This window comes from Lignipirellula cremea, assembly GCF_056501455.1.
Map to the genome: position 1 here is coordinate 4,283,771 of NZ_CM151415.1, position 14,551 is coordinate 4,298,321.

The window sequence follows — 14,551 nt, forward strand, 5'->3', positions numbered from 1 at the left end:
CGCTGCGGCGAGTTCTCCGTCCACGCCCCGGGATTCCGTGCCCGCGAGGAGCAGGAATCGGAAGCCGGAATGTTGACAGCTGGCGATATTCCGATATATTTACGCGAAGGAGTTGCCGATGAATGCCAAGACGACCAAGCCTGCCGCGAAGCGCCTGCGACTGACCGATCTGGACGCGTTAGGCGACGCGGCAGAGTGCCTCAAGACGCTCGCCCACCCCCACCGCTTGCGGATGGTGCAGATGCTGCTCCAGGGAAAGTTCACCGTCGGCGAACTGGCCGAGGCGTGCGACCTCGCGCCGGCCATGGCGTCGGAGCACCTCCGCCTGATGCAGCGTTGCGGATTTCTCGACAGCGAACGGGACGGCAGGAAGGTGTTCTACGCCGTGGCGGAACCGGCGCTCGGGAAGATTCTCGCCTGCGTCGAGTCTCGCTTCGGCGTCTCGGGCGGCTGAACGTCGACTCTCTCTTTTTTACGCAAATATGTCGTAACGTTCCGACATGTCCAGCAATCCAAGGTGCAGGAGGAATTCGAAATGGTATCTGCAGTTTCGCCGCAAGAGCTTTACGAACGCTCACAGGCTGGGGAAGCAGTCGACCTGATCGACGTCCGCACGCCGGTCGAGTTTCAAGAAGTGCACGTGGGCCTCGCCCGGAACGTGCCGCTCGATCGGCTCGACGCCCAGGCGCTGGCGAGCGACGCGTCCGCCCGTTCGACCCCCCTGTACGTCATCTGCCGCTCCGGCAGTCGCGCCCGTAAGGCCTGCGAGGCGATCGAAGCGGTCGGAGGGCGTCCCGTCGTCAACGTCGAAGGCGGCACGGCGGGCTGGGAAGCGGCCGGTTACCCGGTCGTGCGCGGTCGCAAGGCGATCTCGCTGGAGCGCCAGGTGCGCATCGCGGCAGGCTCGATCGTCTTCGTCGGAAGCCTGCTGGCGCTCTTCGTTCATCCCTGGCTCGTCGCGATTCCGGCGTTCGTCGGGGCCGGCCTCGTGTTCGCCGGCGTCACGGATACGTGCGGCATGGGAATGTTGATCGCTCGCATGCCCTGGAATCAGATCGGTTCCAAGAACGCGAACTGCGAGAAGGGCGCCTGCGGCGTTTAACCCCAGTCCTCGTGAACGGCGCCGTCCGCCGGCAGGCCGGCGACGCTTCCCCCAAGTCGACCCAAGAAAGAGAGATCGCCATGTACTTCGAACGCTTCTACGACAGGTCGCTCGCGCACGCTTCGTACCTCGTCGGATGCCAGCGAAGCGGCGAGGCGATCGTCTTCGATCCTGGCCGAGACGTGGAGCCGTACCTCGCGGCGGCCGAGCGGGAGGGACTGCGGATCGTCGGATCGGCGGAGACGCACATCCACGCTGATTTCGTTTCCGGTTCGCGCGAACTGGCCGATCGCGTAGGCGCGACGCTCTACCTGTCTGACGAAGGTCCGGCGGAGTGGAAGTACAAGTTCACGGACAAGCATAAGACGCGTCTGCTCAAGGAAGGCGACGAATTTCGCCTCGGCGGCGTGAAACTGACGGCGGTCCACACGCCCGGTCACACGCCCGAGCATCTCGCGTTTCTGCTGACGGACGAAGGGGGCGGCGCGAACGCCCCGATGGGGATCTTCACCGGAGACTTCGTCTTCGTCGGATCCATCGGGCGGCCGGATCTGCTGGAGACGGCTGCCGGCGTCGTCGGCAGCGCGGAGGTCGGCGCGCGGCAGTTGTATCGCTCGATGCGGAAGTTCCGCGAGCTTCCCGATCACCTCCAGGTTTGGCCCGCGCACGGGGCGGGAAGCGCCTGCGGCAAGGGACTCGGGGCGATTCCCTCCAGCACGGTCGGTTACGAGAAGCGGTTCAATCCCGCGCTGCAGTTCGACGACGAACAGCGATTCGTCGAGTACATCCTGGCCGATCAGCCGGAGACGCCCTTCTATTTCGCCGTGATGAAGCGAGTGAACAAGGAGGGACCGGAACTGGTGCGGAGCCTTCCGAAGGTCGATGTTCTACCGCCCGAACGAACGCTCGCGAAAGCGAAGGAGGGTCTAATGATCGATGTCGGCCCGAAGGCGGCGTTCGCCGCCGGGCACGTACCGGGCACGATCAACGTTCCAGCGAAGTCGCTGGTGCAATGGGCCGGCTTCTTCGTCGATTACGACGAACCGCTGTATCTGATCGCGGAACGGGAGGACCTGCCCGAACTCCTGAAACGTCTGCGATCGATCGGGATCGACGACGTCGGCGGCGCGTTCGATGCCGACGCGGTGGCGGCGGCGGGAATAAGGACCGAGTCGTATCATTCTCTCCCGCCCGAGGAGTTGCGGCGTTCGATCGAAAGCGGCGAGGTCTCCCTGATCGACGTTCGCTCCCAGGGAGAATTCCGCGAAGGCCACGTCCCCGGCGCGGAGCATCGCTACCTGGGCGATCTCCTGCGCGAGATCGACGAGATCGATCGCTCGCGTCCGGTCGTCGCGCAGTGCCAGGCGGGCGGGCGGTCCGGGATCGCGACGAGCATTCTGCAGCGGGCCGGTTTCGACGCCGTCGATCTGGCCGGCGGCTACGGCGCGTGGGTGGCAAACGGTCTTCCGACTCAAGTTGGAGGCGATCAGGACGCCGCATGCTCGTCCGACGGCGCCTGTTCGAGATGATGAAACGGAGTTCGCTTCCGATGCTCTACTGATACGGCATGCTTCGCGGTCGAGCCGGACGCCGAAGCGACTTCCTTCCATCCTCGAACGAGGCCTCCATGATTTCTTCCCGCCTCTTCCAAGTCATCGCGGCGTGCGTCGTCGTTTCCCTGCCCGGCGCAATCGCGGTCGCGCAGCAGGACAGCGTGCGGCCGGGCATCAACGACAGCTTTCGGGATCCCGATCCTCAGGCGTTCGTCGAAAGATTCGAGACGGAGAGCCGCGAGGTCTACGCCGAACGCGAGGCGATCGTCGCCGAGATGAACCTGGCGAAAGGTCAGGCCGTCGCCGACGTGGGGGCCGGAACGGGCCTGTTCACTCGGCTCTTCGCCGAGAAGGTCGGACCGACCGGAACGGTCTACGCCGTCGATATTGCGCCAAAGTTCCTCGACCACATCGCCGCGACTTCGGAAAAGTCGGGCTTGAACAACGTGAAGACCGTGCTGGCGAGAGACGACGCGTCGGGCCTTCCGCCGAACTCCGTCGATGCCGTCTTCATCTGCGATACCTACCATCACTTCGAGTATCCGCTGAAGACGATGGCCACGATCGCCCGGGCGCTGAAGCCAGGCGGAAAGGTCTTTCTCATCGACTTCCGCAGGATCGAAGGCGAGTCGAGCGACTGGACGCTGCAGCACGTCCGCGCCGGTCAGGAAGTCTTCGAAAGCGAAATCGTCGAGGCAGGCTTCCGCAAGACCGACGCGATCGAGAACCTGCTCGAAGAGAACTACTTCGTCGTCTTTCAGAAATCGACCGACGCGAAAGCAGGCGCCCCCCTGCATCCGATCGTCGAAGGCTTCGGAGCCGTACGTCCGCGAGCGAGCGACGTCGAGGCGCCGCGACCCGGGGCGAAGGTCGTTTTCGACGTCACTGCCGGGACGAAGGAGGGCGCGCCGAACAAGGGACTCGACCGCGCGGCGAAACTGTTGAACCTGTACGGTCTCGCCGGACGGAAGGCGGGCGACGTCTCGATCACGATCGTCCTCCACGGCGGCGCGACGCGATCGGCGCTTTCCGACGACGCGACGAAAGAACTCGAGCTCGGCGAGTCGAATCCCGACCTGAAGCTGATCGAAAAGCTTCGAGCCGCCGGGGTCGACGTCCTCGTTTGCGGACAGTCCCTCGCGGAGAAGGGCTACGCGCCCGAGGACGTTTCTCCCGACGTCGTCGTCGCCTTCTCCGCGATGACGACGGTCGTCAACCGCCAGGCCGACGGCTACTCGTACGTTCCGGTGCCGTGACTTCGACGGCCGGGGCCGTCGTATCGCGAGCCAGGGTATGCAACGATCAAGCCCCGGGGGCGCGATCCACGATGCGAATGGACATCACGACCCCAGGCGGGCGGATCGAAGCGGAAGCAGGCGACGACCCATGAGCGGCGAACCGAAACTGCGCGATCGACTTCAGTGGTTATGGAAGTGGGGGCGATGGCTCGCGGTTCCGCTGATCGCCGGAGCGATTTATTACCAGGTGCGACTGGCCCCGATCGCCGTGCAGGGTTTCGCTCCCACTCGCCAGACGATCGTGGCGGAAGTGATGGGTACGGGAACGCTGGAGGCCAGAGTCTCCTCCACCGTCAGCCCTAAAATCGCCGGGCGGATCAGTCAGGTCTTCGTCGATCAGGGCGACTCCGTCGAACAGGATAAGCTGCTCGTCCAACTCGACGACGAAGAACTTCTGCAGCAGGTCGAGATCGCGAGAGCCAATTTGGAAGCGGCGCAGGCGGCGCTGGAACGTCTGAACGCCGACAAAACCCGCTCCGCAGCCGTCTTCGCGCAGGCGGAGAACCATCATGGACGTATGCAGGCGGCGAACCAGACAGGTTCGACGACGCGGGGGGAACTGGATCGAGCGGTCGAATCGCTGGCCGTCGCCGCCGCGGATGTGAGTCGGGCAGAGGCGGCGATCGGCGAAGGAGAAAAAGTTCGCCTCGCCGCCGAGAAGACGCTGGAGTATCACCGGGCACGACTCGCGGACACCGCCATCGAAGCTCCGTTCGCCGGACTCGTCGTCGCTCGTCACAGGGAATCCGGCGACGTCGCAGTACCCGGCAGCGCCGTTCTGACGCTGATTTCCACCGAAGTCCTGTGGATTCGCGCCTGGGTCGACGAGACGGAAATGTCGAAGTTGGCTACGAACCAGCCCGCTCGTGTCGTGTTTCGGTCGCAGCCTGCCCAGACGTACCCGGGCGTCGTCGTTCGTCTGGGCAGGCAGGCGGACCGGGAGACGCGGGAGTTCGTCGTCGACGTCCAGGTTTCTAAGCTTCCGGCGAATTGGGCGGTCGGTCAGCGGGCGGAAGTCTTCATCGAGACCGACCGGCGAGACAGAGCGCTGACGATTCCTCTGACGACGCTGGTGCGTCGCGACGAACAGGACGGCGTGTTCGTTGAAGACGATGGAACGGCACGGTGGAAGCCGGTGACGCTGGGGCTCCGGGGCCGAGCGGCCGCGGAAGTTCGCGACGGACTTGCGGTCGGGGACGTCGTTCTGACGCCTGCGACGGGAACGTCCGCGCTGACCGAGGGACAGAGGGTCGAAGTCCGATGAACCTCGCCCTCAAGGACATTCGCCACAACGTGGGACGATTCGCGCTGACGACCGTCGGCGTCGGTCTGCTGCTGATGATCGTCATGGGGATGGGGGGCATCTATCGGGGCGTGATCGAGGACGCCACGTTGCTCATCGATCGGGCGAACGCCGACTTGTGGGTCGTGCAACGCGACACGCGAGGCCCCTTCGCCGAGGTATCCCGTGTGCCGCCGAACCTCGTGCATCGCCTCGAGGCGGTTCCCGGAGTGGAGTCGGCTCGCGAGTTCGTCTACCACACGATCCAGCGGGATCGAGCAGGCAAGCCGCTACGGATCGCCGTGATGGGACTTAGCTGGCCGACGGACAAAGGCGAGTGGCTGCCGCTCGTCGCGGGCCGGCGCCTTTCGCAAAATCACTTCGAGATGATCGCGGACGAAACCCTGAAACTTCCAGTCGGCAGCCGAATCACGTTGGGAAAGGAAACCTACGAAGTCGTCGGCGTCACCCGAAACTTCATCAGTTCCAATGGCGACGGGATCGCCTTCGTGACCGTGCCCGATGCGCAAGCGATTCAGTTCGACGTTCCCGGCGAGTCGGTCCGGTTGGAACGCGCGGCTCGGGAAACGCGAGGCGATGCCTTCGAAGCGTCGCTGACGCAACCGGCGCTTCTCGAAAATGCGGAGAGACCGGCGGTCGAACTTCCTGCCATCGCCCGCCCGCAGTTGAGCGCCGTCATGGTCGCTGTCGCCCCCGGTGCGCAGGCCGACGATGTGGCGGCGGTCATCGAAGGTTGGAGCGACGTCTCGGTCTTCACGCAGGAGGGTCAGCGGGAACTCCTGCTGAAGGGTTCGGTCGAGAAGATCAAGGCCCAGATCGGCCTGTTTCGGACGCTGCTGACGATCATCGCCGCCATCATCATGGCGCTGATTCTCTACACGCTGACCCTCGACAAGATTCACTCGATCGCTCTGCTCAAGCTGATCGGCGCGCCGAACAGCGTCATTTTGGGACTCATCCTGCAGCAGGCGCTGTTGCTGGGCGGGATCGGATTCGGCATCGCGTATTTCCTGGGGCAACAGGTCTTTCCGTTGTTTCCTCGTAGAGTCGTCATTACCGACGGCGACGTCGCCCAGTTAGGGTTGATCGTGCTGGGCATCTCCGTGGCGTCGAGCGTTCTGGGCATCTGGAAAGCGATGCGAGTCTCGCCCAACGAGGCTCTGTCGTGAGTCGCGCCTCTTCTTCCGATGCCGCTTCCCCTTTCGCCATCGAAACCGATCGCATCACGAAGGTTTACGGAAGCGGCAACACCGAAGTCGTGGCCATGCAGGACGCGACGATGCGCGTACGGCCCGGCGAAGTGGTGGCCCTGCTCGGTCCCAGCGGCTCGGGGAAATCGACGTTCCTCACGGCGGTGGGGCTCATCAATCCGCCTACCTCGGGGCGAGTCTACATCGGCGGACAACTCGTACTCGACGGTCCGGAAGCCCGAACGAACCTAAGAGCCTTTCGACGGCGGCATATCGGCTTCGTCTTCCAGAAGTCGAATCTGATTCCGTTCCTGACTGCCGGCGAGAACGTGCAGATCGCGATGGAGCTGAACGGCGACTCTCGCCGGGCAGCGTCCAGGCGCGCCATGGAATTGCTCGGCTACCTCGGAGTCGCCGACCGGGCTCGAAGCCTTCCCTCGATGTTGTCCGGCGGTCAGCAGCAGCGGGTCGCCGTCGCACGGGCCTTAGCCAATCGGCCGAGCGTCATCCTCGCCGACGAACCGACCGCCGCCCTCGACAGCCAACGAGGGCGGCAAGTCATGGAACTGTTCGCCCAGGTCGCTCACGAGCAGCAGGCGGCGGTCATCGTCGTCACGCATGACCAGCGTTCTCTCGACGTGTTCGATACCCGCTACGAAATGGAAGACGCCCGGCTCGCTCCCTCCAGCCAGGCGAATCACTGAATGAGAATACTCCACCGAGTCGCAACGCCGGCGGTCCAAATGGCGAACGCGGGTGTGAGGATTTCCGCATGCGATCTGACGGAGGGGACGGAGGGAACGCGGTAAGTAGGTAGCGTCGCAAGAAGGTCTCCGCTTCACTGTGGGTTGACGAATCGGCCAGGCGACGCACGGGTACGACTCCGCTTGGAAGCAACGGCGTCTCTCGTGAACCCAGTACCCTGACAATCTCGAAAACTGTCGTCCGCTCGGAAACGACATGCACTTGAGACCGAGATACGACTGGTACTACGGAACGCTGAGGACCACTGCTTCGCGCGTCCGTTTAGTTCCTTTCGGTTCCTCTTGCAAATCGCTGCAGCGACCGTATCGTGCGGCGAACGCGGGCGCGCCTGCCGAAAAGGACAGTTTCCCAGGTCGCTCCTCCGAGGTCGTGTTCCAGGCGTTGATCGACAGCACATGGCATGTCGTGGTCGGCGATGACGTCGGGCCGTCGTGCGTTGGAATCGCTGCTGGCCACCACCCTGTCTTCTCCGGGTGTTGAGGGCGATCCAAATCAGCGGCGTAGCACGGGTCCGCATCCTCGGCGTAGCACGGGTCCGCATCCTCGGCGTAGCACGGGTCCGCATCCTCGGCGGAGCTCGGTCGAGCTTCCGCCGGTCGTAAGATCGGCCTTCTTCTTCATTCGCGGTTCAGCGATCGCAAATATCCGCCTCGGCGTATGCAGCGCCGTTCAGCGCCCAGAGGCCCGCGTGCAAAGCGTCCTCGTCGCCGGTTTCGGCGTACGCGTCGAGGTAAGCCGCAGCGGCCCGTTCGCCGCAGAGCACTGCAACGCTCGCAGTTCCGCTAATTCAGCGGCGCGGCCGGGGATGAGAGGTTCCTTCGAAATCGAGCGCTCGTGGGGACGAGGGGAGAGTCACTCGACCGAATCTTGCCAATACAGCTTTCGAAACTTGGGCTGCGGTCCCTGCCAGTCCTTGCTCCCCCGCAGCGTGCCGTCCTTTTCGTGGAAGGCACGCAAGCTCAGCAGATCGACGTTCTCCCAGGACGACAGATTCTTGCCCGTCGCCGACGCGAAGTCGCCCGGCGTCAGCGAGACCGTCTCCGGCTGGCCGGCGCCGAGGTTCACGACCGCTACGAACTCGTGCGACGGGCCACGATACGGTCGGAAGAAGTTCTCCGTCAGGACGATCGCCAGTTCGTTCGCCTTCTCGGCTTGCACTTCGACGACGAGCTTCTGATCCGACTCTCCCCGCCACTTGGGGTCGTTGAGCTTGCGCGTCGAGTATTCCCAGTGGTGCGGGTTGCCTGCGGAGAGCGCGTACCAGTCCTGCCAGCCGTTCGAGAAGTCATCGATCAGCGGACTTCTCGCATCGGTCGGCTTCGTACCGGCCCGGCGTAAGTCATCCGGAGTCGCCGTGTGCAGGAGGGAGCTGATCGCGAAGGTTGCGGTCGCCTCGGCATGGGGCTCTGACTCGCTCTTCGGCGTCGAGTAGAAGACGTTCGCGAAGGCGAAAAGCGGCCGGTCCACGCTCAGGATCGGCAGCTCCGCGGTCCACGTGCCTTCGTCTCTGGTCGCTTTCGCCGTTCGCCAGAAGCGTGCCTGCGGGTCGGGATCCAGCGAGTAATGGAGCTGAACTCGCTCGATCGGAATCGACGCGTCAGGAGTGACTCGCAGGACAGGAATCCCGTCCTTCGACGCCAGTGCCAGCTTCGACCCGGGCGTCCGTGGGAACGTGAAGCTTCCTTTGAGGTACTGATCGAGCCAGAGCGCCCTGGTGACGGCGAACTCGGGCGTGAACCGATGATTCAGGTGAGGGGCGAAGGCGTAGCGGACGTTCTCGTGCGGGATGAGATGCCCCGTGCGATAGGTGTCGTCCATGATGCCGTGGAAGTCGTTCGTCGCTCCCAGCCACAGCAGCGGAGCCTCAATGCGGGGGGCATACGACTCGAAGCCGAGGGTAGCGTCGAATTGGGCCAGGTCGCCGTTCGGCCCCTGTTTCCTCTGCTCGGTCAGTAAGGGCCACGGCTGGGTTCGAAAGCCTGACCCGCCCACGGAAGGAGCAGCGACTTCGACTCGGTCATCCGTCCCGGCGACGTAGACCGCGAGATTGCCGCCCATGGAATGGCCGTAAACGCCGAGCTTGTCCGGATCGACTTCGGACTGTCGTTCCAGGAAGGTAAGTCCTCTTCGGGCGCCCAGCGTCAGCAGGTACCAGTTGTTGTTTCGAGGCGATTCGACCGGGTCGAGACACTGCTCGCCGGGCTTCAGATTGAAATAGCCCGGAACGTTCCGCTGCGTCGGATCGACGGCGCCCCAATCGGTGTTGGGGTCGCCTTCTTCCGCCCCTTCCATTTCCTGGCCGCCCCAGTTGAGGGAGAGGCAGGCGTAGCCTCGCTCGGCGTAGAACTCGACTTCATGCAGAAACGCTCGCTGCCCGCCGCCATGCAGGTGGAGCAGACCCGGCAATTTCTCCGCGCCCCGGGGAAATCCGAAGAACGCTGCCATACGAGCGGGGCGGTTCCGGAAGTCGCCGATGTGGAAGGTGACGTAACGGTAGACGATGCCGTCCTTCTCCCACTCCCTCACGGTTTCAGCGTCGAGCGGGTCCTTGCGGGGATCGAAGTCGGACCAGAGGGCGGCGACCGTCATCGGAACCTCGTCAGCGACCGCCGGGCAGAGGCACCACAGCGACGACAACAGAGTCAAAACTCGAAGGGCCTTCATTGCGCGGTCGCTTTCTTCGCGGCGAATCCCGATTCGTCTCGTCGACGGAGGTAGATCGTACTCCGGCGCCTGTGACCGTCGAGGCCCGGCCGGCTTCGGGCTGACGAGCGCACCGTCTCGTCCATTCTCTCGCGCGACGGGGACGAGTTAGACATCGACGTGACTCTCGGAGGTCGATCCGGAGCCTGTCCTGCTTCGGGATCTCGCGCTACTCTTCTACGTCGCGGAGGGTCGATCGCCGCGACCTGCGAAGCTCGACGAGCGTTCAAGGCAGCCGAAAAATGTTTGACTTCGACTGCGACAACGGATAGTACAACGATCGTCAGCGAAGTCGATCGCTTCGGAGCGGGCAGCTGAAAGGCGCTTCTCGCTCCGGTTCGTCGCGATTCGCTCGACGTCCCTCCCGCCTGCCTCGCACGCGAACGGCGACTTCCACCTTCGCCGTCGTTCGAGGCGCCCTCCCTTCCGATCTCGCCATGGAGCGGCGAATGAATTCGCGCCCGCTCGCGCGCGCCGTACTCGCGGCGCTGCTGTCGACGTTGGTCCCGTTCTATGCGCAGGCCAAGGAGGTCTCGCTGCACGAGGCGGTGGACCAGCGCTTCGCCGAAATCGCCGGAGCGCCTGTCGGCAGGTGCTCGGACGCCGAATTTCTTCGTCGCGCGACGCTCGACCTGAACGGGGTCGTGCCGACGGCGGAGGAGGTCCGGGCCTTTCTCGCCGATCAGGATGAGGGGAAGCGAGTTCGGCTGGTCGATCGCCTGCTCGGGTCGCCGCTCTACGCACGGCATCTGGCGACGACTTTCGATCTGATGCTGATGGAGCGGCGCGCTGACAAGCAGGTTCCGTCGGCGGAGTGGCAGGCATGGCTCGTCGAATCGGTCGCGGCGAACAAGCCGTGGGACATTCTTTCGCGAGAGGTCCTTTCGGCGGACGGCGTCGATCCTGCGCAGCGAGCGCCGGCGAGGTTCTATCTCGACCGCGAAGGGGAGCCGAATCTCCTGACGCGGGATGTCGGACGGATATTCTTCGGCCGCGATCTGCAGTGCGCCCAGTGCCACGACCATCCGCTCATCGACGACTACAAGCAGAGCGACTATCACGGTCTCCTCGCGGTCCTCGCCTCCGGGTACCCGGTCGTTCGGAAGGAGGGAGACAAGCAACTGACGCTCTACGCCGAGAAGTCAGGCGGAGATCTGAAGTTCGAATCGGTCTTCGTGCAGGGCATTCCGTATCGCACCGGGCCGCGACTGCCCGGCGCGGTCGTTCCCCCGGAGCCGTATCTCCTCCCGGGCGAAGAGTATGTCGTCGCGCCTGCCGACGGCGTGAGGTCGGTTCCGAAGGTGAGCCGCCGCACCATGCTGGCGAGCGCCGCGACGGACGGAACGAACGACGCGTTCAACCGAAATATCGCGAATCGGCTCTGGGCCCACATGCTGGGCCGGGGACTGGTCGAGCCGCTCGACATGCACCACGCGGACAATCCGCCCTCCGACCCGGAACTTCTCAATCTGCTGACGGAGCGTTTCGTCGATTCGAAATATGACGTCAAGGCGTTTCTGCGGGAGATCGCTCTCACCGAAGCGTACCAGCGTCCCTACGACCTGCCTTTGGACCTCGGCGCCTTGGCCGAGGCCGCTTCGTCGGAGTTGGCCGCAACCGAGGCGACAGCCGCGGAACTCGCTGGGAAAGCGGACGCGTCGACCGCGGCCTATCGCGACGCGAGCAAGATCTGGGAGCAGGCGACAGCCGATCTATTCCCCGTCGGCGAGCGACTCGACGAACGACGGGGCCAATTCCTCGAGGCCAAGAAGAAGACCGACGAAGCGACGGCGGCGGTCTCCGCCGCAGAGGCAGGCCTTGCAGAGAAGCGTAAAACCGCCGACGTCGTCGCGACCGCGGCCGCGGCGGCTCAGCAGGCCTCGGCAGCGCTGCCGATGGATGAAGGTCTGAAAGGGGCGTCCGTCGCGATCGGCTCGCGAAACGAAGCGCTGGGAGCCGAAGTCGTCGCGCTTGAAAAGACGCTCGCGGAGAAGGGAGCCGCACAGTCGGTCGCGACCGAAGCCCTCGTCGCCGCTCGGGTCGCGATCGATTCCGCGATCGTGGAACGAGAGCCTCTCGTCCAGGCGGTCGCCGACGCCGAAGCGAAGCTGCTCATCGCTCGCCGTCAGTATGAGGCCGACCTGCAGGCACGCGACGCTCAGACGCAGCGCGCCAGGACCCTTCGTAGCGTCGTCGAGTTGAACGAGAAGTCTGCGGCGATCGCCCGAGGAAAAGATGCGATCGAGGCGGAAAGGAAGGCGCTCGATGCGGCGAACGTCGTGCTCGCCGAGTACGTGTCGACCGTCGCCTCCAGCGAATCCGCCGTCGCGGCTGCGAAGGAACGTCGTGACGTCGCCGCGAAGGCGATGGCCGCGGCAGTCGCTGACAAGAACGAACGAACGGAGACGGAATCGCTCGTCGCCTCAGCGGCTGCCGCGGCGGGAGAGGCGACGCGAAGGCGACCGGATGATTCTGCCCTCGCGGACGCGGCGAAGTCGACCTCCGAGCGCGTGGCCGTCTATCGCGCGGAAGCAGTCCAGGCTCAGCAGCGCCTGGAAGCCGCGACCGCGGCGGAACGAGAATCCGCCATCGCGCTGGCGTCCGTCCAGGCATCGCACGATTCGGTTCTGGCGGAGCGCGCCGCGCGGGAGCGGAACGTCGCCGCCGCACAGCAGGCCGTCGTTACGGCCCAGGCGCTCGTAGAGGCCGAAGAGTCGCAGTTCGGCGCCGCCGAGTCGACGCTGCGGGAACGCCTGATCGAGGACTACGCCGCGGCGACGCTGAAGCCGCTCGCCCCCGAGCAGCTCGCCCGATCGATGATGCGAGCGACCGGCATCTACGATCGCCACCTGGCGACAGAAGCCGCGGAGTTGGAGAAGGCGTCGCCGCTCGCCGAAGAGCAGCGCGACGATCCGGCGACTCTCGCCGCTCGGGAGCGAGAGGTCGAGCGACGGGTCCACGACAAAGTGAAGGGCGACGTCGCATCCTTCGTCGCCCTGTACGCGGCGGGACCGGGGCAGCCGCAGGGGGACTTCTTCGCCACGCCGGATCAGGCTCTTTTCGCCGCGAACGAAGGCAAGATCGCCGGCTGGCTGTCGCCGGCGAATGGCAACGTCACGGAGAAAGTCCTCGCGGCTGCGAACGACGCGGTTGCGGCGGAGGAACTCTATCTCGCGACGCTCGGTCGCTTGCCGTCGGAGGCCGAAATCTCCGCGGTCTCGGCTCACCTGACCGATCGCGGCGATCGGACGCTCGCCGCGCGAGAACTGGTATGGGGCCTGCTCAACTCGGCGGAGTTCCGATTCAACCACTGATCGCCGGAAGGAACGGAAGAATGCGCGCGTCTTACGCTTGTCGGTCGTCCGACCATGGAATGGCTCGCCGGCAGTTCCTCGGCGTGCTCGGCGCCGGAGGCGTCGCGGGAGGGCTGGGACTCTTCTCCTCGCCGGCGTTCGCCGAACGGCTGCACTCCGATCAGAAGCGCGTCGTCGTCTTCAACATGCACGGAGGGCTGAGTCAGCTCGAAAGCTGGGATCCCAAACCCGGCACGGAGACAGGCGGGCCGTTCCGCGCGATCCCGACGTCAGTCCCTGGCGTTCATATCTGCGAGCTGCTGCCGAAGACCGCCGAGCAGATGCACCATCTCTGCCTGGTGCGCGGCGTCAACACCAGCGAAGACGACCATGGCAAGGGCCGCTACCTGATGATGACGGGACGTCGACAGTCCCCGGCGGCGGATTATCCGGAGATCGGCGCCGTCGCCGCCAAGGCGCTCGCGCCGGAGGAGGGGACGCTTCCGGGACATATCGTCGTCGCATCGGGGGGCGGCGGACGAGGCAACGACTCCGCTTATCTCGGGCCCCGCTATGCCAGCGTCCGCCTGGGGGACGGGAAGCCGCCCGCGAACACGACCCTTCCGGAAGGAATGGAGGGCGTCTCCGACGACGCGCGGCAAGCGTTTCGACGCATGGTCAACGAGCGCTTTCTGAGTCGCCGTCGCGCCGCCGTCACGGAGGCCTACGCCTACTCGTACGAGCAGGCCCAAAGCCTGATGCGACAACGCGACGTCTTCGACGTTTCGAAAGAGCCGGCAGGAGACGCCGAACGCTACGGCACGCATGATTTCGGGCGTCATTGTCTGCTTGCCCGGCGCCTGCTCGAAAGCGGCGTCACGTTCGTGCAACTGTCGCATTCGAATTACGACACGCACAACGAAAACTTCGATTTCCACATCGAACAGCTCGGCGAATTCGATCGGGCGTTCGCCTGCTTCGTCGCCGACATCGCCGATCGCGGAATGCTCGACAGCACCCTGATCGTCGTACTGTCGGAGTTCGGTCGAACCCCGAGAATTAACCAGTACTACGGACGCGATCACTGGTCGAAGGCATGGTCGGTCTGTCTTGCCGGCGGTCGCGTCGCGCGGGGCGCCGCTTTCGGCGCGACGAACGCCGACGGCACCGCGGTGGAGGAGGGACAAGTCGACCACGGCGAACTCTTCCACACCTACCTGCAGGCGGTCGGAGTCGACTCGCACGGCTCGTTCGCGATCGACGGTCGCGAACTTCCGATCGCCGATCCCGCCGTGTCCGCCGCGGAGGAGATTCTGACGTAGCAGCCGACGCCGGACGTTCGAT

The 14,551-nt window shown here is 64.8% G+C and carries 10 protein-coding genes; 9 read left to right on the forward strand and 1 reads right to left on the reverse strand.

Annotated elements, in window-relative coordinates:
- Window positions 1-118: 118 nt before the first annotated feature.
- From SH602x_RS16810 to SH602x_RS16840, 7 genes are all read left to right on the forward strand, one after another.
- A complete protein-coding gene (locus SH602x_RS16810; RefSeq protein ID WP_479473412.1) occupies window positions 119-454 on the forward strand; it encodes an ArsR/SmtB family transcription factor in 336 nt (111 codons plus the stop codon).
- Window positions 455-535: 81 nt separating this feature from the next.
- Window positions 536-1,102, forward strand: a complete 567-nt coding sequence (locus SH602x_RS16815; RefSeq protein WP_479473413.1) for a rhodanese-like domain-containing protein — start codon at window positions 536-538, stop codon at window positions 1,100-1,102.
- A gap of 80 nt (window positions 1,103-1,182) precedes the next feature.
- Window positions 1,183-2,631, forward strand: a complete 1,449-nt coding sequence (locus SH602x_RS16820; protein WP_479473414.1) for an MBL fold metallo-hydrolase — start codon at window positions 1,183-1,185, stop codon at window positions 2,629-2,631.
- 98 nt (window positions 2,632-2,729) lie between these two features.
- Window positions 2,730-3,911: a methyltransferase domain-containing protein gene (locus tag SH602x_RS16825; protein ID WP_479473415.1), complete on the forward strand. Its 1,182-nt coding sequence runs from the start codon at window positions 2,730-2,732 to the stop codon at window positions 3,909-3,911.
- A 130-nt stretch (window positions 3,912-4,041) separates the two neighbouring features.
- On the forward strand, window positions 4,042-5,217 hold the full coding sequence (locus SH602x_RS16830) for an efflux RND transporter periplasmic adaptor subunit (RefSeq protein ID WP_479473416.1): 1,176 nt from the start codon (window positions 4,042-4,044) through the stop codon (window positions 5,215-5,217).
- Window positions 5,214-6,425, forward strand: coding sequence for an ABC transporter permease (locus tag SH602x_RS16835; protein WP_479473417.1), 1,212 nt, complete (start codon window positions 5,214-5,216; stop codon window positions 6,423-6,425). The genes SH602x_RS16830 and SH602x_RS16835 overlap by 4 nt, the downstream gene beginning before the upstream one ends.
- Complete coding sequence (locus tag SH602x_RS16840) at window positions 6,422-7,150, forward strand: ABC transporter ATP-binding protein (RefSeq protein WP_479473418.1); 729 nt, start codon at window positions 6,422-6,424, stop codon at window positions 7,148-7,150. The genes SH602x_RS16835 and SH602x_RS16840 overlap by 4 nt, the downstream gene beginning before the upstream one ends.
- Before the next feature lie 913 nt (window positions 7,151-8,063).
- Here the strand turns inward: SH602x_RS16840 and SH602x_RS16845 are convergent.
- The gene (locus SH602x_RS16845) at window positions 8,064-9,800 is read right to left on the reverse strand and encodes an alpha/beta hydrolase family protein (RefSeq protein ID WP_479473419.1); all 1,737 of its coding nucleotides are present in this window, start codon (window positions 9,798-9,800) and stop codon (window positions 8,064-8,066) included.
- A gap of 563 nt (window positions 9,801-10,363) precedes the next feature.
- Between SH602x_RS16845 and SH602x_RS16850 the strand changes: the two genes are divergently transcribed.
- Window positions 10,364-13,228 carry a DUF1549 domain-containing protein gene (locus SH602x_RS16850; RefSeq protein WP_479473420.1) on the forward strand — a complete coding sequence of 955 codons (2,865 nt, stop codon included), beginning with the start codon at window positions 10,364-10,366 and terminating at the stop codon, window positions 13,226-13,228.
- Window positions 13,229-13,287: 59 nt separating this feature from the next.
- A complete protein-coding gene (locus SH602x_RS16855) occupies window positions 13,288-14,529 on the forward strand; it encodes a DUF1501 domain-containing protein (RefSeq protein ID WP_479473421.1) in 1,242 nt (413 codons plus the stop codon).
- The last annotated feature ends 22 nt before the right edge of the window (window positions 14,530-14,551 follow it).